Consider the following 22,117-nt stretch of genomic DNA (forward strand, 5'->3'; position numbering starts at 1 on the left):
CTATAATTCAAACCATCAAATCATCTTATTTCTCAGGGCTTCATATGTTAGACAAATACAATCCCGCCGAAATCGAATCCAAACACTATCAAAACTGGGAAACCCAAGGTTATTTCCAGCCCGATATGGATTTAACCAAACCGTCTTTCTCCATCCAACTGCCGCCGCCGAATGTAACCGGCACGCTGCACATGGGCCATGCCTTCAACCAAACCATCATGGACGGCCTGACCCGCTACTACCGCATGAAAGGCTGCAACACCGCCTGGATTCCCGGCACAGACCACGCGGGCATCGCCACGCAAATCGTGGTCGAGCGTCAGCTTGCCGCGCAAAACGTGTCCCGTCATGACTTGGGGCGCGAAAAATTTTTGGAGAAAGTGTGGGAGTGGAAAGAAGTTTCCGGCGGTACGATTACCCAACAAATGCGCCGCGTGGGTTGTTCTGCCGACTGGACGCGCGAGTATTTCACGATGGACGACGTGCGTGCCGAAACCGTAACCGAAGTGTTCGTGCGCCTGTTTGAGCAAGGCTTGATTTACCGCGGCAAACGCTTGGTGAACTGGGATCCCGTGCTTGGCACGGCGGTATCGGATTTGGAAGTGGAAAGCGTGGAAGAACAAGGCTCTATGTGGCACATCCGCTATCCTCTGGCCGACAATCCTGCCAAAGCCGTTATCGTGGCGACTACCCGTCCCGAAACGCTGCTGGGCGACGTGGCCGTTGCCGTCAATCCCGAAGACGAACGTTATACCCACTTAATCGGCAAAGAGTTAATCCTGCCGCTGACCGGCCGTACCATCCCCGTTATCGCCGACGAATACGTCGAAAAAGATTTCGGCACCGGCTGCGTAAAAATCACGCCTGCGCACGACTTCAACGACTACGAAGTCGGCAAACGCCACGACACGCGCCTGATTAATGTGTTCGACTTGGAAGCCAAAGTGCTGGCAAACGCCGAAGTGTTCAACTTCAAAGGCGAAGCGCAACAAGGCTTTGCCCTGCCTGAAAAATACGCAGGCTTGGACCGCTTTGCCGCGCGCAAACAAATGGTTGCCGATTTGCAGGAACAAGGCCTGTTGGTCGAAATCAAAGCGCACACGCTGATGACGCCGAAAGGCGACCGCACAGGTTCGGTGATTGAGCCGATGCTGACCAGCCAATGGTTTGTCGCCATGTCCGCCACGCCAAACGGCGGCGAACCTGACAGCGAATTCAAAGGCTTAAGCCTCGCCGACAAAGCCAAAAAAGCCGTCGACAGCGGCGCGGTACGCTTTATCCCCGAAAACTGGGTCAATACCTACAACCAATGGATGAACAACATCCAAGACTGGTGCATCTCGCGCCAACTGTGGTGGGGTCATCAAATCCCTGCATGGTACGACAACGAAGGCAATGTGTACGTTGCCCGCAATCAGGAAGAAGCCGAAAAACAAGCCGGCAAAACAGGCTTGACCCGCGAAGAAGACGTATTGGATACATGGTTCTCCTCCGCGCTCGTGCCGTTTTCCACCCTCGGCTGGCCGTCTGAAACCGACGAACTCAAAGCCTTCCTACCGTCCAATGTCTTGGTCACCGGCTACGAAATCATCTTCTTCTGGGTGGCGCGCATGATTATGATGACCACCCACTTCACCGGCAAAGTACCATTTAAAGACGTGTACATCCACGGCATCGTGCGTGACCACGAAGGCAAAAAAATGTCCAAATCCGAAGGCAACGTCATCGACCCCGTCGATTTGATCGACGGTATCGACTTGGAAAAACTGCTGGTAAAACGCACAACCGGCCTGCGCAAACCCGAAACTGCGCCGAAAGTGGAAGAAGCCACGAAAAAACTCTTCCCCGAAGGCATTCCGAGCATGGGCGCGGACGCATTGCGCTTTACCATGGCGAGCTACGCCAGCTTGGGGCGCAGCGTCAACTTCGACTTCAAGCGCGCCGAAGGCTACCGCAACTTCTGCAACAAAATCTGGAACGCCACCAATTTTGTGCTGATGAACACCGAAAACCAAGACTGCGGCTACGGTGCAACCGCCACCGAACCACGCGGCTATTCCTTCCCCGATATGTGGATTGTAGGCCGTCTGAATCAGACCATCGAGCAGGTTACGCAAGCCTACGAAACCTACCGCTTTGATTTGGCGGCGGAAACCCTGTACAGCTTCGTGTGGAACGACTATTGCGACTGGTATTTGGAACTCGCCAAAGTGCAGCTTCAAACCGGTTGCGCCAGCCGCCAGCGCGCCACACGCCATACCTTGTTGCGCGTACTCGAAGCCGCCCTGCGCCTGCTGCATCCGATTATCCCGTTCATCACAGAAGAACTGTGGCAAACCGTCGCTCCTATGTGCGACGCGAAAACCGCCGACAGCATCATGCTCGCCCGCTTCCCCGAAGCCGACGGCGGCGATATTGTTCAGACGGCATTCGAGCAAATGACCGTGTTGCAGGATTTGATCGGCACCGTCCGCAACCTGCGCGGCGAAATGGGCATCCAGCCTAATGTCAAAGCCCCGCTGTTTGTCGAAAGCGCGGACGACTTGGCGGACTACCTCAAATACCTGCCGATGATGACCCGCCTGACCGAAGCACGGCAAGTCGCCGCCCTGCCCGAAAGCGAAGACGCGCCCGTCGCCGTCTGCAACGGCGCGCGCCTGATGCTGAAAGTCGAAATCGACAAAGCCGCCGAAACCGCCCGTTTGGGCAAAGAAGCCGAGAAGCTGCAAAAAGCCTGGGACAAACTCAACGCCAAACTCTCCAAACCCGGCTACACCGAAAAAGCCCCCGCGCATCTGGTGGAAAAAGACAAAGCCGATTTGGCGGAATTGGAAGACAAAATGTCGAAAGTTCAAAATCAGTTGGCGAAGTTGAAAGACTGATTTGATTGAATAAACAAGGCCGTCTGAAAACCTGAAACCGGGGTTTTCAGACGGCCTCATCAAAAGGAAATCAAATGATGGACTTCATCGTGTCTATATTGCTCGTCGTCGCCATCGTCGTACTTCATATTCATACCTGCTTTACCGAAGCCGTCCACCTCAACAAATGGCGACCGTGGCTGATTATTCTACTGTTGATTCTGACCGGCACTTGGTTTATCTACTTCGTCAGCCGTACCGCGCTGATGAAGCTGGGTGTCCAGCTGGTGCTGATTGCCGGCCTCGTGATTTATATTTCTTGAACGTCAAAGGAAATACGATGAAACTCTTTATTTTGCCGGTACTTTTATCCGCAACAACCGCCTTAGCTTCTCCGATTGTCGGTACATGGCATTGTATCGGCACTGATGAAAACATTCACGGTGATGCAAAAGTCGAATATCTTCAGGACGGCAGTTTCCGTGGCGATGCTATACTCAAAATTGATGATGACGGCAATATCTTGGCATACCGTGTTGTCGGCTCAGGGAAATGGCGTTTTGAAAACAATGCCTTGACGGAAAGCCAAATCAAATATAGCGAAGTTTCACGACAGCACAGCCCCGAAACGCTGGCGTGGTTGGAAAAGTCGGAGGATGGACGACTCTTGGAAAGCATGATGTACACCGGATTGGTCGCGCAGATGGACAAACCCGGTAAAGATGAAGTATATCAAGTGGATAAAACAGGAAAATTGGTGTCTGAAGACGGAACTTCCCGTGAGGTATGTACGAAAGTGAAATAAAAAACGATTGCAGGTCAAATCGGTTTGCCTGATTGACGGCAGAGATAACAAATGCCGTCTGAAATCCGTTTCAGACGGCATTGCCCGCGCCTAGTCGTGGATAAAACTTACCCCGTGAAGCTGCGACTGCATAATCGCCGCCTTCATCGCCGACAACGCCTTCGGACGGACAAAATTGCGGCGGTACGCCAATACGACCCGCCGGCTTGGCGGCGTACCCTCAAACGGAATAATGCTGAACAGCATATGATCGTTTTCGGTCAGCGCGGTTGCCGGCAACACGCTGATTGCCAAACCGCTGGCAACCATATGGCGGATTGTATTGATCGAGCTGCCCTGCAATGTATTGGTCAGCCCCTGTATGCGTTGTTTCGCCGCCAATTCGGAACAGCTTGAGAGCACCTGATCCCGCATACAGTTGCCTTCCGTCAGCAGCAAAACCTGCTCCTCACCCAGCATCCGAGGCGAAACGGCATCCAGTTCCTCAAATGAATGCCCTTTCGGGACAATCACGAAAAACGGTTCGTCATACAAGGGTTCGGTAACAATGCCCGGCTCTTGAAACGGTTCGGCAACGATAATCGCGTCAACGTCCCCGCGTTTGAGCGACTCGGTCAAAGTATGCGTGTAATTCTCTTCCAACATCAAAGGCATTTTCGGTGCAGTACGGCGCAACGAGACAATCAGTTTCGGCAGCAGGTACGGCGCAACCGTAAAAATCAGCCCGAGTTTGAACGCACCCTCCAGCTCGTTTTGTTCTTCATTTGCCAAATGCCTGATAAGCTCCGCCTCTTCCAACACCTTACGCGCCTGTGCAACGATACGTTCCCCCGCCTCGGTCGTAATAATATCGTTGCTGCTCCGGTCAAACAAAGAGACGGCAAGCTCTTCTTCCAATTTCTTAATGGCAATAGACAAAGTGGGCTGGCTGACAAAACAACGCCGCGCCGCCCGGCCGAAATGACGTTCTTGGGCGACTGCGACGATGTACCGCAATTCGGTTAAGGTCATGTCCTATACCTTTTTCTGTTCCGGCAAAGTAATGTTCAACTCAAGCACATCCATACCATCCTGCTTTTCTTGGGAAATACGGATATTGTCTAATGAAACATTCACATATTTGGACAGGACTTCCATCAACTCTTTACGTAAAGTCGGCAGGTAATCCGGAGCCTGACCTTCTTGGGCGCGCTCTTGGGCAATGATGATTTGAAGGCGGTCGCGGGCAACGGTTGCCGTTTTCTGCTTTCTGCCGAATAAAAGTTCGATCAATGACATACCTTATCCTCCGAACAGACGTTTGAAGAAGCTTTTTTTCTCAGCTTCCAAGAAACGCATTTCACGGTTCTCGCCCAAAAGACGGGCAATAACGTCCTTATATGCCTCGGAAGCCGCTACGCTGTCCTGATGGATGACCGGTTCTCCGGAATTGGATGCCTGCAAGACGTTTTGGGATTCGGGAATCACACCCAACAAAGGAATACGCAGAATATCGCAAATATCCTGTACAGACAGCATTTCGCCTTTTGCCACACGTTCGGGAGAATAACGCGTAATCAACAGATGTTCTTTAACCGAACCGCCTTGCTCTGCCTTACGGGATTTGCTTTGCAAAATTCCCAAAATCCTGTCGGAGTCACGCACACTGGAAACCTCGGGATTGGTCGTTACAATGGCTTCATCAGCAAAATACAACGCCATCAATGCACCCTGCTCAATACCGGCGGGAGAGTCGCAAATAATATACTCAAAGCCCATTTTCTTGCCGGACAGCTCCTGCATCACTTTTTCTACGCCCTCGCGTGTCAAAGCGTCTTTATCCCGAGTCTGGGAAGCCGGCAAAATAAACAGGTTTTCACAATTTTTATCTTTAATCAAAGCCTGGTTGAGTGTCGCCTCACCCTGAATGACATTGATCAGGTCATAAACGACACGACGCTCGCAACCCATAATGAGGTCGAGATTGCGCAAACCCACATCAAAATCAATTACCGCCGTTTTATATCCGCGTAATGCCAAACCTGTCGCAATACTGGCACTGGTAGTCGTTTTACCGACACCGCCCTTACCTGAAGTTACTACAATAATTTTTGCCACAATATTTCCTTTTTAAAATATCAAACAATTACTCTGAGCCAATTGCACTGATAACCAACCGATTATCCTGCAACAATATCTGTACCGGCTGCTTGTGCAGATGATCCGGCAAATCCTGTTCAAAATTACGGTAAATACCCGCCACAGAAACCAGTTCTGCCTGCATGGAGTGGATAAATATGCGGGCAGAAGTATCACCCTTGGCGCCGGCCAAAGCACGCCCTCTCATCGGCGCATAAATATGTATATTGCCATCCGCAATCAATTCCGCCCCCTGGCTGACCGCCCCCGTAACAATCAAATCGCCATCTTCGGCATAAACCTGCTGACCGGTACGGACAGGGGATGTAATCAATACTGTTTTCCTTGCTTTCTGACCATCCTCCGTTTTCTGCACCTCAACCTGACCCAGTTCTTTAACATTTTCCGAATGAGACAGACAAAACAGCAAATGATACTTCATAGCCACAGCAGCCCAACGTTCATTAGAATGCTTCAGACCCAAAATTTGCATACCATGCCTTGAAAACAACGAAACCAATGCAGCAAGATCCAAAGACTCGGGATAATCAAACTCTTGAACATCCAGAACAAATGGAACAACACCAGACTCTTGAAACTTCTTGCCCAATTTGACCAACACATCTTCCAAATCAAACAAGTCTGATGTATGCAAAGATATAGACAATACGTCCATCTTTGTCGACTTTATATCGAAGGCATTCATCATATAGACCATCATAGAATTTTTTAATGATGTAAGTTTACCGCGCAAACCCTAGCTATTCAATTAATATTTTAAACATAATAGCCAATACCCTATTACCTATCAGATATTGCAAAAATAACGCCACCTGCTTTTCGGCAGATGGCGTTATACGACTAAAATTACTCAGCAGCCGGTTTGTCAACCAATTCAACCAGTGCCAGAGGTGCATTATCACCTTTACGGAATCCGTATTTCAACACTCGAACATAACCACCGTTACGAGCAGTAAAACGAGGACCCAAATCGCCAAACAGTTTTACCACAACATCACGGTCGCGAGTACGGTCAAATGCCAAACGGCGGTTTGCCAATGACGGTTTTTTACCCAATGTAATCAACGGCTCTACTACACGGCGCAATTCCTTGGCCTTAGGCAGAGTTGTTACAATAGTTTCGTGAGTCAATAATGAATTCGCCATATTACGCAGCATTGCAGCACGATGACTGCTGGTACGGTTTAATTTGCGATTGCCATTACGATGACGCATATCAATTATCCTTTAATTCTTCATTAAGGCTTTTCCAAGCCTACAGGTGGCCATGCTTCCAACTTAGAACCCAGTGTCAAACCTTTAGATGCCAATACTTCCTTAATCTCATTCAAAGATTTACGTCCCAAATTCGGCGTTTTAAGAAGCTCGGTTTCAGTGCGTTGAATCAAATCGCCAATATAATAAATATCCTCAGCTTTCAAACAATTAGCTGAACGTACTGTCAATTCCAGATCATCTACCGGACGCAAAAGAACAGGGTCGATAGGAGGTGCTTTTTCTTCAACCTCCTCCACAGGAGTACCCTGCAAATCAGCAAAAATAGACATCTGATCAATCAAAATACGTGCCGCACTGCGTACAGCTTCCTCAGGATCAATAGAACCGTCGGTTTCGATATCCAAAACCAACTTATCAAGATCCGTCCGCTGCTCTACACGTGCAGGCTCAACCTCAAAGCTAACACGGCTGATGGGCGAAAAACTCGCATCCAACTGGATTGCACCAATCTGACGGTTCTCATCACGAACTACCTGACGACCTGAAACAGATTGATAACCACGACCTTGCTCCACTTTAATTTCCATCTCAATTTGACCGTTATCAGCCAAATGACAAATGACATGACCAGGATTCAGAATTTCTACATCATGCGGCAACTCAATATCACCGGCAGATACGACACCTGAACCTGATTTCTTCAACACAAGTTGAACTTGGCTACGACCATGGAGTTTAAACACAATACCTTTAATATTCAGTAAAATGTCAACAACATCTTCCTGAATACCATCAACAGTAGAATATTCGTGTAATACACCGGCAATAGCTACTTCAGTAGGAGCAAAACCATTCATGGATGACAGTAAGATACGGCGCAAAGCATTACCTAAGGTATGACCGAAACCACGTTCAAATGGCTGCATAGATACTTTTGCACGAGTTGCAGAAAAAGTATTTACATCAATTTGACGAGGTTTCAAAAATTCGGTTGTGCTATTCTGCATTTAACTGTCCCTCACTGAGCTAGCATTATTTAGAGTAGAACTCTACCACCAGCTGTTCATTAATATCACCGGTCAATTCCGAGCGATCTGGCATGTTTTTGAACACACCCTCAAGTTTATCTGCATCTACAGAAACCCAACCCGGCAAGCCGATTTGAGTTGCCAAACCCAATGCTTCTTGAATACGTACCTGTTTTTTGGCTTTTTCACGAACTGAGACAACATCACCAGCTTTCACTTGGAAAGAAGGAATATTGACAACTTGTCCATTTACAGCTATCGCCTTATGAGAAACAAGCTGTCTTGCTTCAGCTCGGGTAGAACCGAAACCCATACGATAAACGACATTATCCAAACGAGATTCCAGCAATTGCAACAGCAACTCGCCAGTAGAACCTTTACGACGATCAGCTTCTGCGAAATAACGACGGAACTGACGTTCTAATACGCCATAAATACGGCGGATTTTTTGTTTTTCACGCAACTGCAAACCATAATCTGACAGACGCGGTTTTTTTGCACCATGCTGACCGGGAGCGGAATCAATTTTACATTTAGAATCCAAAGAGCGGCGCGCACTCTTCAAAAACAAATCCGTACCTTCGCGACGTGCCAACTTACATTTAGGGCCAATATAACGTGCCATGTTTCAAATCACTCCAATATTAAATACGACGTTTTTTAGGCGGACGGCAACCGTTATGAGGCAACGGGGTAACGTCAGTAATGCTGGTAATCTTGAAACCAAGAGCATTCAAAGCACGTACAGAGGATTCGCGACCAGGACCTGGACCTTTAATACGAACCTCTAAATTTTTAACGCCATACTCTTGGGCAACTTTACCAGCTGCTTCTGCTGCAACTTGTGCTGCAAATGGTGTACTTTTACGAGAACCTTTAAAACCAGCGCCGCCAGAGGTAGCCCAAGACAACGCATTGCCTTGACGGTCAGTGATTGTAATGATGGTATTGTTGAAAGATGCATGAACGTGCACAATACCCTCACTCACGGTTTTACGTACTTTTTTACGTACACGTGAAGCTGTGTTTGCTTTAGCCATTAATAAAATTCCTTAAAATTTATTTCTTACCAGCAATCGCTTTGCGCGGACCTTTGCGGGTACGCGCATTTGTACGAGTGCGTTGACCGCGGCATGGTAAGCCGCGACGATGACGGAAGCCACGATAGCAGCCCATGTCCATTAATCGCTTGATACTCATAGTTACTTCACGACGCAAATCACCTTCTACTTCATACTTGGCAACTTGATCACGCAAAGCATCTAATTGAGTCTCGTCCAAATCTTTTGCTTTAGTATCAGGCGCAATATTTGCAGCCTCACAAATCAATTTAGCACGAGTAGCACCAATACCGTAAATAGCCTGAAGACCAATTACGATGTGTGCGTTATTAGGGATATTTACCCCTGCAATACGAGCCATATTTTTTCCTTTTTAGGGCAAAGTGCGTCACTATATCACAGAATCACATTAAAAGAAATATTCCATTAACCTTGACGCTGTTTGTGACGGGGATCAGTACAAATTACACGAACTACACGATTTCGACGAATAATCTTGCAATTTCGGCAAATTTTCTTAACAGATGGTTGTACACGCATTTTATTTTCCTTTTATTGGTTTATCTTGCTCTGAAAACAATTCGAGCCCTAGTTAAATCATAAGGTGTCAGCTCTACTGTGACCTTATCTCCCGGAGAAATACGAATGTAATGCATCCGCATCTTCCCAGAAATATGACCCAATACAATATGGTCATTCTCAAGTTTTACTTTAAATGTTGCATTAGGTAAAGTTTCAAGAATTTCACCTTGCATTTGGATAGTATCTTCTTTCGCCATAATTCTATTTCCGAGAAAATGATTTCATTTCTGAACGAGTCATTAACTTATCATACTGTTGAGTAAGCCTATACGAATTTATTTGTGTACTAAAATCCATCGTTACAACAACTAGAATCAACAAAGACGTGCCACCCAAATAAAAAGGTATATTTAAAACCGTAGTTAAGAACTCTGGAATTAAACAAATAGTTGTAATATAAAGAGCTCCAAACAATGTCAAACGTAATACAACTTTTTCTAAATACCTAGAGGTCTGCTCACCAGGTCTAATCCCAGGAACAAAAGCACCACTCTTTTTTAAATTCTCTGCCATTTCTTTAGGGCTAAAAAACAAAGCCGTATAAAAATAACAAAAGAAAATAACTGTCGATGCAAATAAAGCCATATACAGCAATTGACCGTGTTGTAACAATCCAGCTATTTTGTGCAAAACACTATTTGTATCAGCCGAACCAAACCAACCTAAAAGAGTAGATGGAAATAGAATAATACTGGAAGCAAAAATTGGGGGAATAACACCAGCCATATTCAACTTGAAAGGCATATGCGTATTTTGACTACCCACCCCGCCATTAAACTGGCGTTTTGCATAATGAATAGGAATCTTCCGCTGTGCACTTTCAAAGTATACAACCAAATAAATTAATAATAAGGCACCAAATACAACAAGCAACGCCGTAAGTATACTCATAGAACCTTGGTTCGTCAGTGTAACCAGCTTTGCAATACCCGAAGGAATACCTGAAGCAATACCTGCCGTAATGATTAAAGAAATACCGTTCCCGATACCCCTTTCAGTAATTTGCTCCCCAAGCCACATAAGAAACATGGTTCCCGTTACCAAAGAAACTACCGTGGAAACATGAAACTCAAATGAACTTGTTACAACAACTCCTTGCTGAAATACGAAAGATGCAACACCTAGACTTTGAAGAATTGCTAACAAAACAGTACCATACCTAGTATATTTCGTAATTACCTTTCTACCAGCCTCCCCTTCTTTTTTTAAAGCCTTCAATGATGGCAAAATTTCAGAAGCGAGCTGCACAATAATAGAAGCTGAAATATATGGCATGATTCCTATTGCAAATATACTAAAGCGCTCTAACGACCCACCGGAAAACATATTCAACATTCCCAGGATGCCGTTTCCAGCGCTTTCGTATAATTTAGCTAAAGCAACAGCATCAACTCCAGGTACGGGTATATGGGCACCAATTCGAAAAACAATCAATGCTCCAAATAGAAACAAAAGACGTTTCTTAAGATCTCCAAACTTGGATAAACCTGATGACGTTTGTTGATTAGCCACAATATTAAACCTTACATTTCAATCTTACCACCAACAGCCTCGATAGCAGCTCTTGCACCTTTGGTAGCTTTAATACCCTTCAAAGCAACTGCCTTAGAAATTTCACCAGAAGCAATAACTTTAACATTAGAGACTGTAGATGCAATCAGACCTGCTTGCTTTAAGACCAAAATATCAATCTCATTAACAGCAATTGATTCCAGTTCACTTAAACGAAGCTGTGCATTAGCTGATGCTGTTAAAGATTTAAAACCTCTTTTAGGGAGACGTCGTTGCAAGGGCATTTGACCACCCTCGAAACCCACCTTATGAAACCCACCAGACCGGCTCTTTTGACCTTTATGACCACGACCACCCGTTTTGCCAAGACCACTACCAATACCGCGTCCAACACGACGACCAGCATGCGTAGCACCAACAGCAGGTTGAATTGTATTCAAAAACATATCAAGACTCCACTTTCAACAAGTAGCTGATTTTATTAATCATACCACGGTTTTCGGGGGTATCTAAAACCTCTACCGTATGCTCGCGACAACGCAAACCCAAACCGCGTGCACATGCACGATGAGATTCAATTGTACCAATCAGGCTTTTAACCAATGTAACCCTAATCTTTTTTTGTTCAGCCATGGTTAACTCCCAAAATGTCTTCCACTGTCAAGCCACGTTTGGCTGCGATATCAGCAGGAGTATGCAACTTAGACAAACCATCTAATGTTGCACGTACGATATTATATGGGTTAGTAGATCCGTGCACTTTGGCGGAGATATTATGAATGCCCATAGCATCAAAAACCAAACGCATAGGTCCACCGGCTTTTACGCCGCTACCCTCTTTAGCAGGCTGCATAAATACTTTAGTAGCACCATGTCGACCAATAACCTCATGATGAATCGTACCATTTTTTAATGGTACCTTAATCATAGAGCGTCGTGCTTGATCCATCGCCTTTTGGACTGCAACAGGCACCTCTTTTGACTTACCTTTACCCATACCAATACGACCATCTCCATCACCAACAACAGTTAGCGCAGAGAAAGCCATAATGCGACCACCTTTAACTACTTTGGTTACACGGTTAACTGCGACCATCTTTTCAATCAGACCGTCACCGCGTTCTTCAATTTCATGTTTTGCCATCTGAAAGTCTCCAAATATTTAGAAGCTCAAACCATTTTCACGAGCAGCTTCAGCCAAAGCCTTCACACGACCGTGATATTGGAAACCTGAACGATCAAAAGCAACCTTTTCTACACCTGCTGCTTTAGCCTTCTCAGCAATACGTTTACCAACTATTGCAGCTGCTTCAACATTGCTTCCAGATTTCAGACTACCGCGCACCTCAGCTTCCAATGTAGAGGCTTGGGCCAATACTTTATCACCTTCAGCACTAATTACTTGAGCATAAATATGATTATTGCTTCGGAACACACATAATCTTACCATTTTCAAGTCCGCAATACGAGCACGGGTTTTGCGTGCACGACGGAGTCGGGTTGTATGTTTATCCATTAGTGAACCTCAATTATTTTTTCTTGGCTTCTTTCATTACCACTACTTCGCCTACATAGCGAACACCTTTACCTTTATAAGGCTCAGGAGCTCGGAACGCACGAATCTCAGCAGCAACTTGACCAACAACTTGTTTATCCGAGCCGGTTAAAACAATCTCTGTTTGGCTAGGAGTTTGAACGGAGACACCTTCAGGCATTTCATATACGATTGGATGAGAAAAACCCAAAGACAGATTCAAGATTTTACCTTGTGCTTGAGCACGATAACCTACGCCTATCAATTGTAATTTCTTCTCAAAACCTTCTGAAACACCTTTGACCATATTGCTGACTAATGCGCGAGCAGTACCAGACATTGCATTTGCTTGTTTACTGCTGTTATTCGCAACAAAAGTCAATTTGCCATCATTAAATTCAATGGCTACATCAGAATGCAAAGGAAAAGATAATTCACCGTTCTTACCCTTAATAACTAATGCCTCTGTTCCAAATTTTACTTCTACACCAGCGGGAACAGTCACTGGGTTTTTTGCGACACGTGACATTTCTTTTCCTCCACTAGGCTACAATGCATAACAACTCACCACCAACACCTTGAGAACGTGCTTTACGATCAGTCATTACACCTTTAGAAGTACTAACAATAGCAATACCCAAGCCATTCATAACACTTGGAATCTCACTAGACGCTTTATAAATACGCAAACCAGGGCGAGATACACGCTTGATTTGTTCAATTACAGGACGACCTGCATAGTATTTTAATTGAATTTCCAATATAGACTTTACGTCAGATGAAACTGTGAAGTCCTCAATATATCCCTCTTCTTTCAATACCTTTGCAATAGCACACTTTAATTTTGAAGAAGGCATTGCAACTGCTGCTTTATTAGCACGTTGCGCATTGCGGATACGAGTCAACATATCGGAAATAGGATCATGCATACTCATTCTTAATTACTCCTATTACCAGCTGGCTTTAACAACACCCGGAATTTCGCCACGCATGGCGATTTCACGGATTTTAATACGACCCAAACCAAATTTACGGAAAGTACCACGAGGGCGACCTGTCAAAGCACAACGACGACGTTGACGCACAGGTGCTGCATTACGAGGAATGGATTGAAACCTCAAACGAGCTTCAAAACGCTCTTCCTCAGTTGCATTCGAATCATTGATTACCGCTTTAATTGCCGCGCGTTTAGCCGCATATTTTTTAGCCAAAGCTTGACGTTTCAGATCACGATTAATAAGTGCTTTCTTAGCCATGATTATCCTTTGAACGGAAATTTAAACAATGACAATAAAGCTTTCGCTTCCTCATCGGTTTTTGCTGTAGTAGTAATAGTAATATTCAAACCACGCAAAGCATCAATTTTATCGTACTCAATTTCCGGAAAAATAATTTGTTCGCGAACACCCATATTGTAATTACCGCGACCATCAAATGACTTACCGCTTACACCACGAAAATCTCGAACACGAGGCAATGCAATAGTAATCAAACGGTCCAAAAATTCAAACATTTGATCACGGCGCAAAGTAACTTTACAACCGACAGGGTAGTTGTCACGAATTTTAAAACCAGCAATAGATTTACGGGCTACAGTTACAACAGGTTTCTGACCGGCAATTTTTTCCAAATCAGACACAGCGTGTTCCATTACTTTCTTATCAGCAACCGCTTCGCCAACACCCATATTTAAAGTAATCTTTTCAATACGGGGCACTTCCATAACCGATTTGTAACCAAACTGTTTAACCAACTCAGGGACAACAGTACTTTTATAAAACTCTCTCAAACGAGCCATGTTATCTCCTTATGCTCCAATGATAGAGCCATTAGATTTGAAGAAACGAACGCGCTTAATTTTGCCTTCAGTTTCAATCAATTTAATACCAACACGGTCTGCTTTGTTTGTCTCGGGATTCAGAATTGCAACATTAGAAATATCCAAAGGCATTTCTTTTACAATAATACCACCCTCAACTCCGCGCATTGGATTCGACTTCTGATGACGCTTAACAGCATTTACACCAGAAACAATTACCTTCCCACCAAGCACGCGGATGACCTGACCCCGCTTACCCTTGTCTTTACCTGCGATAACAACAACTTGATCGCCTTTAACAATCTTATTCATTCCACCACCCCTTACAATACTTCAGGAGCCAATGAAACGATTTTCATAAATCGCTCAGTACGCAGCTCACGAGTTACAGGACCAAAAATACGAGTACCCAGAGGTTCGAGCTTATTATTCAACAACACAGCAGCATTGTTATCAAACTTAATCAAAGCTCCATCAGGACGACGAACACCTTTTGCAGTACGAACAACGACAGCATTATAAACATCGCCCTTCTTGACACGACCACGCGGAGCCGCATCTTTAATTGCAACTTTAATAATATCGCCAACCGAAGCATAGCGACGCTTAGACCCACCCAATACCTTGATACACATTACTCTACGCGCACCAGAGTTATCAGCCACATCTAAGATGGTCTGCATTTGAATCATGTTATTACCTTTAAATTAACCAACTTAATTTACCACTTTCAGATAACTTACAGCAAAGCCGCTGCTTATTAAATGAAACCTTGCGGTTCAAGTAAACCAGTCTTGGACCCCGAAAGGGAAGAAACTTCCAGAAGAAACTGAAAGACAGGAAACGAAGTTTACACGCAAATTAGATTTGCTGCAATACTTCGTTTCCCATTCCAAGCACGTTGCTTTAATTCTTAAATAGAACGTGCTTTCTCAACCAGCTCACTGACAACCCAAGATTTAGTTTTTGACAATGGACGAGATTCCGATATAACAACCACATCACCAATTCCATATTGATTATTTTCATCATGGGCATGGATTTTAGTAGATAATCGAATAATCTTACCATACAGCGGATGTTTTACTTTACGCTCAACCAATACTGTTACGGTTTTATCCATTTTGTCGCTTACTACTTTGCCTTGCAAAGTACGAACATTTTTAGTTTCGCTCATTACTTAGCACCTTTTTCAGTTAAAACGGTTTTAATACGAGCAATATCGCGACGTACACGTTTCAATTCACTTGGTTTGCCTAATTGACCAGTAGCGTTTTGCATACGTAAGCCAAACTGAGCTTTCAACAAGTCCAACAAATCTGCATTCAACTGCTCAACGGATTTGTCTTTCAATTCATTTGCTTTCATTATTGACCCACCTGTCTTACTACAAAGGTTGTAGGAATAGGCAATTTGGCAGCAGCCAACTCGAATGCTTCACGAGCCAGCTCCTCTGGAACGCCATCCATTTCATACAACACTTTACCTGGTTTAATTTCGGCAATGTAATATTCCACGTTACCTTTACCGCCACCCATACGAACTTGAATAGGCTTTTCAGTAATCGGTTTATCAGGGAATACACGAATCCAAATACGACCACCACGTTTGATGTGACGGGTCATTGTACGACGAGCAGCTTCGATTTGACGGGCAGTCAAACGACCACGACCTACGGCTTTCAAGCCGAACTCACCGAAACTTACCTTATTACCGCGAGTAGCGATGCCGGTATTACGACCCTTTTGTTGCTTACGGTATTTCAGTCTAGTTGGCTGCAGCATTACGTCTACCTGCCTTTCTTTGTTTACTCTCATGTTCAGGTTTGGAAGATTTAATATTGCCTTCCGTATAAACCCAAACTTTCAGACCCAATACACCATATGTGGTGTGCGCTTCGCTGGTTGCATAATCTACATTTGCACGTAAAGTATGCAGTGGCACGCGACCTTCACGATACCATTCGCTACGGGCAATATCCGCACCATTCAGACGGCCTGAAGTCATAATCTTAATGCCTTTAGCACCAGAACGCATTGCATTTTGCATTGCTCGTTTCATAGCACGACGGAATTGAACGCGTTTTTCCAACTGCTGGGCAATTCCGTCAGCAATAATTTGAGCATCCAACTCAGGACGGCGGATCTCTTCAATATTTACATGAACAGGCACACCCATCAAGGCTTGCAAGTCACGTTTCAAAACTTCGATATCCTCACCTTTTTTACCGATAACCACACCCGGACGAGCGGAGTGAATGGTAATGCGTGCAGATTTTGCAGGGCGTTCAATAACTACTCGACCAACCGAAGCATTGGCCAATTTTTGACGCAAATAATTGCGAACATCGATATCCTGCTTCAAAACAGTAGAAAAGTCGGTGCTTTTAGCAAACCATTTTGAAGCCCAGTCTTTAGTTACCGCCAGGCGAAAGCCTGTAGGGTTAATCTTTTGTCCCATAGCTTTTCCTTAGTTACCCACTGTCACATTGATATGACAAGTTTGTTTTTCGATGCGGTTACCGCGACCCTTGGCGCGAGCTTGAAAACGTTTCAAGCTTGGGCCTTTGTCAACAAAGATAGTTACCACTTTCAGTTCATCAATGTCCGCACCGTTATTGTGCTCGGCATTAGCAATAGCTGACTCCAATACTTTTTTGATCAGCTCGGCACCTTTTTTAGGACTGAAAGCCAAAATATTCAAAGCTTGGGCAACGTCTTTACCACGAATCAAATCAGCTACCAAACGAGCCTTTTGAGCAGAGATACGGGCATTTTTATGTTGTGCATTTACTCTCATGATTCACCTTATTTCTTTTTAGCCTTTTTATCGGCCAAGTGGCCTTTAAAGGTACGGGTCAATGAGAATTCGCCTAATTTATGACCAACCATATTGTCGCTGATAAACACAGGCACATGGGTGCGGCCGTTGTGCACGGCAATGGTCAGACCGATAAAATCAGGCAGAATGGTAGAACGACGAGACCAAGTTTTAATCGGGCGTTTGTCGTTGCTTGCGCGAGCAGCATCTACTTTTTTCAGCAAATGCAGGTCTACATATGGGCCTTTTTTCAATGAACGAGCCATACTAATTAACCTTTATTTGAGTAACGGCGACGAACAATCATATTATCCGTGCGTTTGTTATTACGAGTGCGGTAGCCTTTAGCAGGAGTACCCCATGGGCTGACCGGTTCGCGAGCTTCGCCCGTACGGCCTTCACCACCACCATGCGGGTGATCGACGGGGTTCATGACAACACCACGAACGGTCGGACGAATACCGCGCCAACGATTGGCACCGGCTTTACCGATTTTCTTCAGGCTTTGCTCTTCGTTACCGACTTCACCGATGGTTGCACGGCAATCTACGTTGATTTTACGAACTTCGCCAGAACGCAGACGGACTTGAGCGTATGCACCTTCTTTAGCCAGCAATACCGCAGAAGCACCGGCAGAACGTGCAATTTGTGCACCTTTACCAGGCTTCATTTCAATACAGTGGATAGTCGTACCAACGGGAATGTTGCGAATCGGCAGGGTGTTGCCTACTTTGATGGCAGCTTCAGCACCGGAAACCAATACAGCACCGGCTTGAATACCGCGAGGAGCAATGATGTAACGACGCTCGCCGTCTGCATAGCACAACAGTGCGATGAAGGCAGTACGGTTAGGATCGTATTCGATACGCTCTACTTTAGCAGGAATGCCGTCTTTGTTACGTTTAAAGTCTACAACACGGTAATGGTGTTTATGACCGCCGCCTTTGTGACGGGTGGTGATATGACCATTATTGTTACGGCCGGCAGTAGAATTTTTCTTTTCAAGCAAGGGTGCATAAGGTGCACCTTTGTGCAAACCTTCTGTTACCACGCGAACCATGCCGCGACGGCCTGCAGAGGTCGGCTTCATTTTAACGATTGCCATTTTGTTTATTCCTTATCTGCAGCTGCAGCAGCGGCTTCCAAATCCAACTCTTGACCGGCAGCCAAGCTTACATAAGCTTTTTTAACATCGCTGCGGCAGCCCAAAGTACGACCAAAACGCTTAGTTTTGCCTTTAGTTGTAACGGTAGTTACAGAAGCAACTTGAACACCAAACAGCAGCTCAACAGCAGCTTTGATTTCAGGTTTGGTTGCATTTACCAAGACTTTAAACGTCATTTGGTTGCGTTTTTCAGCCAATACGTTGCTTTTTTCAGAAACGATAGGTGCCAAAATCACTTGAGTCAAACGTTGTTGATTCATACCCATTGCTCCTCTAATTGTGCAACTGCATCTTTAGTGATGATTACTTTTTTGTAACGCAGCAAGCTGTAAGGATCAACTTGTTGAGCTTCCAAAACCAACACGTTTGGCAAGTTGCGTGAAGCCAAGTAAACATTCTCGTCGAGCTGTTTGGTTACAAACAACACTTGCTCCAGACCCAGATTTTTCACTTGTTCAGCAAAAACTTTGGTTTTAGGAGTTTCAGCAGTCAACGCTTCGATAGCAAACAAACGCTCGTCACGAGCCAATTGGGACAGAATAGTCGCCATACCGGCACGGTACATTTTACGGTTTACTTTTTGAGTGAAGTTTTCGTCAGGTTTGTTCGGGAACGCGCGACCGCCTTTACGCCACAGCGGAGAAGAAGTCATACCAGAACGTGCACGGCCAGTACCTTTTTGACGCCATGGTTTTTTGGTTGAGTGTTTTACTTCGGCACGGGTTTTTTGAGCGCGGTTACCAGAGCGGGCGTTTGCCAGGTAGGCATTTACCAGCTGATGAACCAACGCTTCATTGTATTCGCGAGCGAACAAAGCATCAGAAACAGACAGACTGCCTGAAACTTGTCCTTTAGCGTCAATTACTTTCAATTCCATTACGCACCTACTTTCACGCTAGGACGAACTACAACATCGCTGTTGACCGCACCCGGAACAGCACCCTTGACCAACAGCAGTTGGCGTTCTGCATCAACACGGACAACTTCCAATTTTTGAACAGTTGCTTTGGTGTTGCCGTATTGGCCGGCCATGCGCTTACCGGGGAACACGCGACCTGGGTCTTGCGCCATACCGATAGAGCCTGGAACGCGGTGAGAACGGGAGTTACCGTGGGAAGTACGTTGGGCGCCGAAGTTATGACGTTTGATCGTGCCGGAGAAACCTTTACCTTTAGAGGTACCGGTTACATCGACCAGTTGACCGACTTCAAACATAGAAACGGTGATTTCGTCACCGGCTTTCAATTCAGCCAGTTTTTCTTCAGTCAAAGCAAACTCGATCAAACCACGACCGGCTTCAACACCTGCTTTTGCAAAGTGCCCGGCTTCGGCTTTGTTGACACGATTGGCTTTTTTCTGACCAAAGGTAACTTGAACGGCAATATAGCCGTCAGTATCTTTGGATTTTACTTGTGTAACGCGGTTGGCAGACATATCCAAAACGGTTACCGGAACAGAAACACCCTGTTCGTCGAACACGCGGGTCATACCAACTTTGCGTCCAACCAGACCTAAAGTCATGATTATTTTCCTTTTAAAGTAAAGGGACAGGCTACGATTGGCCTGTCTTTCAGACAAAGTTAAACTTGGTACGAATGTACCAAGTCAGACATTATATCTGACAAGTCAAAGAAATATCAACAGAAATATCAGAAATATCTTCAATATGCCGTCTGAAGCGTTTTGAATCTTCAGACGGCATAGGGCCGGATGCTTTTAAAGGGCCGGTATCAGACCATCACAGCGTATGCATCTTTCTCCGACAAACCGGAATATGGTTGATGACTGCATCCATTATTTCTTTGAGATGGTAGTTTTCGTATGCTGAATAGTAAACGGGTTTGGAAATCTGCAAACCTGTCGCTTCCAGAATCCTTTTTTGTACCGATTCGGCCTTCTCGTCTAGAAATTGTTGCAAAGCCGGCTGCGGCTGATGCAGCACCTTATCCCAATAACGTCCTTTCATCGCCATATCCGCCTGATTAATCGCAACAATAACCCTATCCGGATCAATCATTTTAAGGATAACGTCCCTCAATAAATCATAAGCCGTACCCAAATCGCGGGAGCTGCCGTCAAGGATAACGAACACCAAATCTATCCAGCCCCACTGCCCATCCGAATGAGTGTAGGTTTTGGACAGGACATCAATCAGTTTTTGCCGATGTGTGCGGTCAGCCTCCTTCCCGTCGCCCAAACCTGCGCTGTCCCAAAACCGCAACACATCGTTCAGCATATAGCTTTCGACCAATTGCGTTTCGGGATCCACGCCTGTGCCTACCTTGGCTTTTTGTTCGCCAAACAAGGCATTTAAGGTTGAGGACTTGCCGACACCTGTCGCACCGACAAGCAAGACATCCAGAGGATGGAAACCGGCTGCTGTGACTTTTTGCCCGATTTCAGAAATACGGTAACGATGCATATGCGCTCCTACCAGCCAAACCAAGAGGCAATCGTGCTAATCCCCCTTCCAATCGTTTCTCCAATCGCTTTTGCAGCTCCGCCGATCAGCGTCCCGACACTGCTCGCTATCGTTGAAACAACATCTTTAACCACGCCTCCCGCAGCCCCCAATATTTTCTCCAGCGCACTGCCGATACTGCTGTCGATTTCTTGCCGCTCCTCCTGTTTGCGGCGGCTGGTATCTCGCTCGATTTCTTCCACATTAATCTTCTCTGCCACAATCACCCGTTTTTCAGACGACATAGCCGTAATGATGTAACGCAACAGGCGGGTTATGTTATAGGGACGCTGCTCCTCATCCTCACTCTTAAAGCCCGCTGAAAAATAAATCGGGTTGACCGTAACGCCGGTAGCTTCCTGAATGCGCTTGCGTGTCGAACACACTTTCTCCTCCAAAAAGTTTTCCAAGGCGGCATTCGGACGGCCGGCTTCCGCATCCCAATTCCGCCCTTTCATCGCCATATCGCACTGATTAATCGCAACCAGCAACCGGTCTGTACGGCCTTCCCCGCTCTTCTTCAATGTATTGATGATTACATTGTTAATCAGTTCGTACGATGTCCCCAAGTCCCTAGAACCGCCGTCAAGCAGTACCAAAACCAAGTCGATGACGGCATTGCCGTTACTGTCTTTCTCCAGCAGCTTATTGATGATATTGCGCCGGTGCTTTTGGTCTGCCTTCTCTCCGTCGCCCAAGCCCGGACTATCCCAAATCGTCATATTTTCCAATTCATATTTGGCAATATCCATAGTTTCAGGATCTACGCCCACGCCTACTTTTGCGACTTCCTTTACCGCCCCATCACTCTTTCCCGTTGCCTGATCTATGCTGAACAAGGCATTGATGGTGGATGATTTGCCGCAACCGGTGGCTCCGGTAATCAAAATATTGACGTGCGTATCCTGCAAGATATTAACCGCCCGCTCCAAATCATGCCGTTCTTCCGAATTCAATTCTTTGTTGTTTAAAATATCTTTAAAGACATTAAGTAGGCTCATCATCTTTCCTTTATTTACTTGAGAATAAAACATCATCCATCCTTAGAATCAGATGGATGCTTCTGCCCAAACCAAGCCTGATTCTACCTTTCTTCGGGGGGGGGGGGGGGA

37 protein-coding genes are annotated in these 22,117 nt (G+C 45.6%); 3 read left to right on the forward strand and 34 right to left on the reverse strand.

Annotated elements, in window-relative coordinates:
- The first annotated feature begins 44 nt into the window (after positions 1 to 44).
- The 3 genes from RDY34_RS07285 to RDY34_RS07295 all read left to right on the forward strand — a co-directional run bounded on the left by RDY34_RS07285 (position 45) and on the right by RDY34_RS07295 (position 3,666).
- Positions 45 to 2,882, forward strand: coding sequence for a valine--tRNA ligase (locus tag RDY34_RS07285; RefSeq protein ID WP_308184512.1), 2,838 nt, complete (start codon positions 45 to 47; stop codon positions 2,880 to 2,882).
- A 74-nt stretch (positions 2,883 to 2,956) separates the two neighbouring features.
- Positions 2,957 to 3,184, forward strand: coding sequence for an enterochelin ABC transporter (locus RDY34_RS07290; RefSeq protein WP_118846958.1), 228 nt, complete (start codon positions 2,957 to 2,959; stop codon positions 3,182 to 3,184).
- A 17-nt stretch (positions 3,185 to 3,201) separates the two neighbouring features.
- Positions 3,202 to 3,666 (forward strand): hypothetical protein, encoded by a 465-nt coding sequence (locus RDY34_RS07295; protein WP_308073680.1) that lies wholly within the window; start codon positions 3,202 to 3,204, stop codon positions 3,664 to 3,666.
- 90 nt (positions 3,667 to 3,756) lie between these two features.
- Here RDY34_RS07295 and oxyR read toward each other — a convergent pair whose 3' ends face one another.
- From oxyR to RDY34_RS07465, 34 genes are all read right to left on the reverse strand, one after another.
- Positions 3,757 to 4,677 carry a LysR family transcriptional regulator OxyR gene (gene oxyR, locus RDY34_RS07300; protein WP_003749828.1) on the reverse strand — a complete coding sequence of 307 codons (921 nt, stop codon included), beginning with the start codon at positions 4,675 to 4,677 and terminating at the stop codon, positions 3,757 to 3,759.
- A 3-nt stretch (positions 4,678 to 4,680) separates the two neighbouring features.
- Positions 4,681 to 4,944 carry a cell division topological specificity factor MinE gene (minE, locus tag RDY34_RS07305; protein WP_003749826.1) on the reverse strand — a complete coding sequence of 88 codons (264 nt, stop codon included), beginning with the start codon at positions 4,942 to 4,944 and terminating at the stop codon, positions 4,681 to 4,683.
- A gap of 3 nt (positions 4,945 to 4,947) precedes the next feature.
- On the reverse strand, positions 4,948 to 5,763 hold the full coding sequence (gene minD, locus RDY34_RS07310; protein ID WP_003690053.1) for a septum site-determining protein MinD: 816 nt from the start codon (positions 5,761 to 5,763) through the stop codon (positions 4,948 to 4,950).
- Positions 5,764 to 5,791: 28 nt separating this feature from the next.
- The gene (gene minC, locus RDY34_RS07315; RefSeq protein ID WP_025457699.1) at positions 5,792 to 6,505 is read right to left on the reverse strand and encodes a septum site-determining protein MinC; all 714 of its coding nucleotides are present in this window, start codon (positions 6,503 to 6,505) and stop codon (positions 5,792 to 5,794) included.
- 146 nt (positions 6,506 to 6,651) lie between these two features.
- Complete coding sequence (rplQ, locus tag RDY34_RS07320) at positions 6,652 to 7,020, reverse strand: 50S ribosomal protein L17 (RefSeq protein ID WP_002216251.1); 369 nt, start codon at positions 7,018 to 7,020, stop codon at positions 6,652 to 6,654.
- Positions 7,021 to 7,043: 23 nt separating this feature from the next.
- Positions 7,044 to 8,030: a DNA-directed RNA polymerase subunit alpha gene (locus RDY34_RS07325; RefSeq protein WP_002215457.1), complete on the reverse strand. Its 987-nt coding sequence runs from the start codon at positions 8,028 to 8,030 to the stop codon at positions 7,044 to 7,046.
- 25 nt (positions 8,031 to 8,055) lie between these two features.
- On the reverse strand, positions 8,056 to 8,676 hold the full coding sequence (gene rpsD / locus RDY34_RS07330; RefSeq protein ID WP_003749818.1) for a 30S ribosomal protein S4: 621 nt from the start codon (positions 8,674 to 8,676) through the stop codon (positions 8,056 to 8,058).
- A gap of 19 nt (positions 8,677 to 8,695) precedes the next feature.
- Positions 8,696 to 9,091, reverse strand: coding sequence for a 30S ribosomal protein S11 (gene rpsK / locus RDY34_RS07335; protein ID WP_002216249.1), 396 nt, complete (start codon positions 9,089 to 9,091; stop codon positions 8,696 to 8,698).
- Between the two features lie 19 nt (positions 9,092 to 9,110).
- Positions 9,111 to 9,473, reverse strand: coding sequence for a 30S ribosomal protein S13 (gene rpsM, locus RDY34_RS07340; RefSeq protein ID WP_002215453.1), 363 nt, complete (start codon positions 9,471 to 9,473; stop codon positions 9,111 to 9,113).
- 65 nt (positions 9,474 to 9,538) lie between these two features.
- The gene (gene rpmJ, locus RDY34_RS07345; RefSeq protein WP_003697674.1) at positions 9,539 to 9,652 is read right to left on the reverse strand and encodes a 50S ribosomal protein L36; all 114 of its coding nucleotides are present in this window, start codon (positions 9,650 to 9,652) and stop codon (positions 9,539 to 9,541) included.
- A 20-nt stretch (positions 9,653 to 9,672) separates the two neighbouring features.
- On the reverse strand, positions 9,673 to 9,891 hold the full coding sequence (gene infA, locus RDY34_RS07350; RefSeq protein ID WP_002215452.1) for a translation initiation factor IF-1: 219 nt from the start codon (positions 9,889 to 9,891) through the stop codon (positions 9,673 to 9,675).
- A 4-nt stretch (positions 9,892 to 9,895) separates the two neighbouring features.
- Positions 9,896 to 11,206: a preprotein translocase subunit SecY gene (gene secY, locus RDY34_RS07355; RefSeq protein WP_308073685.1), complete on the reverse strand. Its 1,311-nt coding sequence runs from the start codon at positions 11,204 to 11,206 to the stop codon at positions 9,896 to 9,898.
- Between the two features lie 11 nt (positions 11,207 to 11,217).
- On the reverse strand, positions 11,218 to 11,652 hold the full coding sequence (rplO, locus tag RDY34_RS07360; protein ID WP_003749814.1) for a 50S ribosomal protein L15: 435 nt from the start codon (positions 11,650 to 11,652) through the stop codon (positions 11,218 to 11,220).
- Position 11,653: 1 nt separating this feature from the next.
- Entirely contained in the window at positions 11,654 to 11,839 is a 186-nt protein-coding gene (gene rpmD, locus RDY34_RS07365; protein ID WP_025456591.1) for a 50S ribosomal protein L30, read from the reverse strand.
- Positions 11,832 to 12,350 (reverse strand): 30S ribosomal protein S5, encoded by a 519-nt coding sequence (rpsE, locus tag RDY34_RS07370; protein WP_002215445.1) that lies wholly within the window; start codon positions 12,348 to 12,350, stop codon positions 11,832 to 11,834. Before rpsE ends, rpmD begins: the two co-directional genes overlap by 8 nt.
- A gap of 18 nt (positions 12,351 to 12,368) precedes the next feature.
- Positions 12,369 to 12,722, reverse strand: coding sequence for a 50S ribosomal protein L18 (gene rplR, locus RDY34_RS07375; RefSeq protein ID WP_002215441.1), 354 nt, complete (start codon positions 12,720 to 12,722; stop codon positions 12,369 to 12,371).
- Positions 12,723 to 12,735: 13 nt separating this feature from the next.
- Positions 12,736 to 13,269, reverse strand: a complete 534-nt coding sequence (gene rplF, locus RDY34_RS07380; RefSeq protein ID WP_003749812.1) for a 50S ribosomal protein L6 — start codon at positions 13,267 to 13,269, stop codon at positions 12,736 to 12,738.
- 13 nt (positions 13,270 to 13,282) lie between these two features.
- Positions 13,283 to 13,675 (reverse strand): 30S ribosomal protein S8, encoded by a 393-nt coding sequence (gene rpsH / locus RDY34_RS07385; RefSeq protein WP_003749810.1) that lies wholly within the window; start codon positions 13,673 to 13,675, stop codon positions 13,283 to 13,285.
- A gap of 15 nt (positions 13,676 to 13,690) precedes the next feature.
- Positions 13,691 to 13,996 carry a 30S ribosomal protein S14 gene (gene rpsN, locus RDY34_RS07390; RefSeq protein WP_002216244.1) on the reverse strand — a complete coding sequence of 102 codons (306 nt, stop codon included), beginning with the start codon at positions 13,994 to 13,996 and terminating at the stop codon, positions 13,691 to 13,693.
- A 2-nt stretch (positions 13,997 to 13,998) separates the two neighbouring features.
- Positions 13,999 to 14,538: a 50S ribosomal protein L5 gene (gene rplE / locus RDY34_RS07395; protein ID WP_003749807.1), complete on the reverse strand. Its 540-nt coding sequence runs from the start codon at positions 14,536 to 14,538 to the stop codon at positions 13,999 to 14,001.
- A 9-nt stretch (positions 14,539 to 14,547) separates the two neighbouring features.
- Positions 14,548 to 14,871: a 50S ribosomal protein L24 gene (gene rplX / locus RDY34_RS07400; protein WP_003749805.1), complete on the reverse strand. Its 324-nt coding sequence runs from the start codon at positions 14,869 to 14,871 to the stop codon at positions 14,548 to 14,550.
- Positions 14,872 to 14,882: 11 nt separating this feature from the next.
- Positions 14,883 to 15,251, reverse strand: coding sequence for a 50S ribosomal protein L14 (gene rplN, locus RDY34_RS07405; RefSeq protein WP_003749804.1), 369 nt, complete (start codon positions 15,249 to 15,251; stop codon positions 14,883 to 14,885).
- Between the two features lie 221 nt (positions 15,252 to 15,472).
- Complete coding sequence (rpsQ, locus tag RDY34_RS07410) at positions 15,473 to 15,736, reverse strand: 30S ribosomal protein S17 (RefSeq protein WP_002215433.1); 264 nt, start codon at positions 15,734 to 15,736, stop codon at positions 15,473 to 15,475.
- Positions 15,736 to 15,927, reverse strand: coding sequence for a 50S ribosomal protein L29 (gene rpmC, locus RDY34_RS07415; RefSeq protein WP_002215432.1), 192 nt, complete (start codon positions 15,925 to 15,927; stop codon positions 15,736 to 15,738). The genes rpsQ and rpmC overlap by 1 nt, the downstream gene beginning before the upstream one ends.
- On the reverse strand, positions 15,927 to 16,343 hold the full coding sequence (gene rplP, locus RDY34_RS07420; RefSeq protein ID WP_003749802.1) for a 50S ribosomal protein L16: 417 nt from the start codon (positions 16,341 to 16,343) through the stop codon (positions 15,927 to 15,929). Before rplP ends, rpmC begins: the two co-directional genes overlap by 1 nt.
- Positions 16,327 to 17,019 (reverse strand): 30S ribosomal protein S3, encoded by a 693-nt coding sequence (gene rpsC / locus RDY34_RS07425; protein WP_003749800.1) that lies wholly within the window; start codon positions 17,017 to 17,019, stop codon positions 16,327 to 16,329. The genes rplP and rpsC overlap by 17 nt, the downstream gene beginning before the upstream one ends.
- Before the next feature lie 9 nt (positions 17,020 to 17,028).
- A complete protein-coding gene (gene rplV / locus RDY34_RS07430) occupies positions 17,029 to 17,358 on the reverse strand; it encodes a 50S ribosomal protein L22 (protein WP_002215424.1) in 330 nt (109 codons plus the stop codon).
- Positions 17,359 to 17,366: 8 nt separating this feature from the next.
- A complete protein-coding gene (gene rpsS / locus RDY34_RS07435) occupies positions 17,367 to 17,645 on the reverse strand; it encodes a 30S ribosomal protein S19 (protein WP_002215422.1) in 279 nt (92 codons plus the stop codon).
- Positions 17,646 to 17,650: 5 nt separating this feature from the next.
- Complete coding sequence (rplB, locus tag RDY34_RS07440; protein ID WP_003742892.1) at positions 17,651 to 18,484, reverse strand: 50S ribosomal protein L2; 834 nt, start codon at positions 18,482 to 18,484, stop codon at positions 17,651 to 17,653.
- A gap of 5 nt (positions 18,485 to 18,489) precedes the next feature.
- Entirely contained in the window at positions 18,490 to 18,804 is a 315-nt protein-coding gene (rplW, locus tag RDY34_RS07445) for a 50S ribosomal protein L23 (RefSeq protein ID WP_308073689.1), read from the reverse strand.
- Complete coding sequence (gene rplD / locus RDY34_RS07450) at positions 18,801 to 19,421, reverse strand: 50S ribosomal protein L4 (RefSeq protein ID WP_002218573.1); 621 nt, start codon at positions 19,419 to 19,421, stop codon at positions 18,801 to 18,803. The genes rplW and rplD overlap by 4 nt, the downstream gene beginning before the upstream one ends.
- Positions 19,421 to 20,065, reverse strand: coding sequence for a 50S ribosomal protein L3 (gene rplC / locus RDY34_RS07455; protein ID WP_003749796.1), 645 nt, complete (start codon positions 20,063 to 20,065; stop codon positions 19,421 to 19,423). Before rplC ends, rplD begins: the two co-directional genes overlap by 1 nt.
- A 217-nt stretch (positions 20,066 to 20,282) precedes the next feature.
- Positions 20,283 to 20,966 (reverse strand): GTPase family protein, encoded by a 684-nt coding sequence (locus tag RDY34_RS07460; protein ID WP_115437559.1) that lies wholly within the window; start codon positions 20,964 to 20,966, stop codon positions 20,283 to 20,285.
- A gap of 8 nt (positions 20,967 to 20,974) precedes the next feature.
- Positions 20,975 to 22,039, reverse strand: coding sequence for a GTPase family protein (locus tag RDY34_RS07465; RefSeq protein WP_208635369.1), 1,065 nt, complete (start codon positions 22,037 to 22,039; stop codon positions 20,975 to 20,977).
- Positions 22,040 to 22,117: the final 78 nt, after the last annotated feature.

It is taken from the genome of Neisseria polysaccharea (assembly GCF_963392925.1).
GTDB classification, from domain to species: domain Bacteria; phylum Pseudomonadota; class Gammaproteobacteria; order Burkholderiales; family Neisseriaceae; genus Neisseria; species Neisseria polysaccharea.

What these genes read in the sequence shown, in the direction of transcription:
- minC (WP_025457699.1), bottom strand. Translation starts at nt 6,505, where the DNA reads ATGATGGTCTATATGATGAATGCCTTCGATATAAAGTCGACAAAGATG.
- rpsC (WP_003749800.1), bottom strand. Translation starts at nt 17,019, where the DNA reads ATGGGACAAAAGATTAACCCTACAGGCTTTCGCCTGGCGGTAACTAAA.
- rpsN (WP_002216244.1), bottom strand. Translation starts at nt 13,996, where the DNA reads ATGGCTAAGAAAGCACTTATTAATCGTGATCTGAAACGTCAAGCTTTG.
- RDY34_RS07460 (WP_115437559.1), bottom strand. Translation starts at nt 20,966, where the DNA reads ATGCATCGTTACCGTATTTCTGAAATCGGGCAAAAAGTCACAGCAGCC.
- rplD (WP_002218573.1), bottom strand. Translation starts at nt 19,421, where the DNA reads ATGGAATTGAAAGTAATTGACGCTAAAGGACAAGTTTCAGGCAGTCTG.
- infA (WP_002215452.1), bottom strand. Translation starts at nt 9,891, where the DNA reads ATGGCGAAAGAAGATACTATCCAAATGCAAGGTGAAATTCTTGAAACT.
- rplP (WP_003749802.1), bottom strand. Translation starts at nt 16,343, where the DNA reads ATGCTGCAGCCAACTAGACTGAAATACCGTAAGCAACAAAAGGGTCGT.
- RDY34_RS07285 (WP_308184512.1), top strand. Translation starts at nt 45, where the DNA reads ATGTTAGACAAATACAATCCCGCCGAAATCGAATCCAAACACTATCAA.
- rpmJ (WP_003697674.1), bottom strand. Translation starts at nt 9,652, where the DNA reads ATGCGTGTACAACCATCTGTTAAGAAAATTTGCCGAAATTGCAAGATT.
- rpmD (WP_025456591.1), bottom strand. Translation starts at nt 11,839, where the DNA reads ATGGCTGAACAAAAAAAGATTAGGGTTACATTGGTTAAAAGCCTGATT.
- rpsM (WP_002215453.1), bottom strand. Translation starts at nt 9,473, where the DNA reads ATGGCTCGTATTGCAGGGGTAAATATCCCTAATAACGCACACATCGTA.
- rplF (WP_003749812.1), bottom strand. Translation starts at nt 13,269, where the DNA reads ATGTCACGTGTCGCAAAAAACCCAGTGACTGTTCCCGCTGGTGTAGAA.
- RDY34_RS07295 (WP_308073680.1), top strand. Translation starts at nt 3,202, where the DNA reads ATGAAACTCTTTATTTTGCCGGTACTTTTATCCGCAACAACCGCCTTA.
- rplB (WP_003742892.1), bottom strand. Translation starts at nt 18,484, where the DNA reads ATGGCAATCGTTAAAATGAAGCCGACCTCTGCAGGCCGTCGCGGCATG.
- RDY34_RS07465 (WP_208635369.1), bottom strand. Translation starts at nt 22,039, where the DNA reads ATGTTTTATTCTCAAGTAAATAAAGGAAAGATGATGAGCCTACTTAAT.
- rpmC (WP_002215432.1), bottom strand. Translation starts at nt 15,927, where the DNA reads ATGAAAGCAAATGAATTGAAAGACAAATCCGTTGAGCAGTTGAATGCA.
- rplV (WP_002215424.1), bottom strand. Translation starts at nt 17,358, where the DNA reads ATGAGAGTAAATGCACAACATAAAAATGCCCGTATCTCTGCTCAAAAG.
- rplN (WP_003749804.1), bottom strand. Translation starts at nt 15,251, where the DNA reads ATGATTCAAATGCAGACCATCTTAGATGTGGCTGATAACTCTGGTGCG.
- rplR (WP_002215441.1), bottom strand. Translation starts at nt 12,722, where the DNA reads ATGGATAAACATACAACCCGACTCCGTCGTGCACGCAAAACCCGTGCT.
- rpsQ (WP_002215433.1), bottom strand. Translation starts at nt 15,736, where the DNA reads ATGAGCGAAACTAAAAATGTTCGTACTTTGCAAGGCAAAGTAGTAAGC.
- RDY34_RS07325 (WP_002215457.1), bottom strand. Translation starts at nt 8,030, where the DNA reads ATGCAGAATAGCACAACCGAATTTTTGAAACCTCGTCAAATTGATGTA.
- rplO (WP_003749814.1), bottom strand. Translation starts at nt 11,652, where the DNA reads ATGTTTTTGAATACAATTCAACCTGCTGTTGGTGCTACGCATGCTGGT.
- rpsS (WP_002215422.1), bottom strand. Translation starts at nt 17,645, where the DNA reads ATGGCTCGTTCATTGAAAAAAGGCCCATATGTAGACCTGCATTTGCTG.
- rplX (WP_003749805.1), bottom strand. Translation starts at nt 14,871, where the DNA reads ATGAATAAGATTGTTAAAGGCGATCAAGTTGTTGTTATCGCAGGTAAA.
- RDY34_RS07290 (WP_118846958.1), top strand. Translation starts at nt 2,957, where the DNA reads ATGATGGACTTCATCGTGTCTATATTGCTCGTCGTCGCCATCGTCGTA.
- rplE (WP_003749807.1), bottom strand. Translation starts at nt 14,538, where the DNA reads ATGGCTCGTTTGAGAGAGTTTTATAAAAGTACTGTTGTCCCTGAGTTG.
- rplW (WP_308073689.1), bottom strand. Translation starts at nt 18,804, where the DNA reads ATGAATCAACAACGTTTGACTCAAGTGATTTTGGCACCTATCGTTTCT.
- oxyR (WP_003749828.1), bottom strand. Translation starts at nt 4,677, where the DNA reads ATGACCTTAACCGAATTGCGGTACATCGTCGCAGTCGCCCAAGAACGT.
- rpsH (WP_003749810.1), bottom strand. Translation starts at nt 13,675, where the DNA reads ATGAGTATGCATGATCCTATTTCCGATATGTTGACTCGTATCCGCAAT.
- rplQ (WP_002216251.1), bottom strand. Translation starts at nt 7,020, where the DNA reads ATGCGTCATCGTAATGGCAATCGCAAATTAAACCGTACCAGCAGTCAT.
- rplC (WP_003749796.1), bottom strand. Translation starts at nt 20,065, where the DNA reads ATGACTTTAGGTCTGGTTGGACGCAAAGTTGGTATGACCCGCGTGTTC.
- rpsD (WP_003749818.1), bottom strand. Translation starts at nt 8,676, where the DNA reads ATGGCACGTTATATTGGCCCTAAATGTAAGTTGGCACGTCGCGAAGGT.
- rpsE (WP_002215445.1), bottom strand. Translation starts at nt 12,350, where the DNA reads ATGGCAAAACATGAAATTGAAGAACGCGGTGACGGTCTGATTGAAAAG.
- rpsK (WP_002216249.1), bottom strand. Translation starts at nt 9,091, where the DNA reads ATGGCTAAAGCAAACACAGCTTCACGTGTACGTAAAAAAGTACGTAAA.
- minE (WP_003749826.1), bottom strand. Translation starts at nt 4,944, where the DNA reads ATGTCATTGATCGAACTTTTATTCGGCAGAAAGCAGAAAACGGCAACC.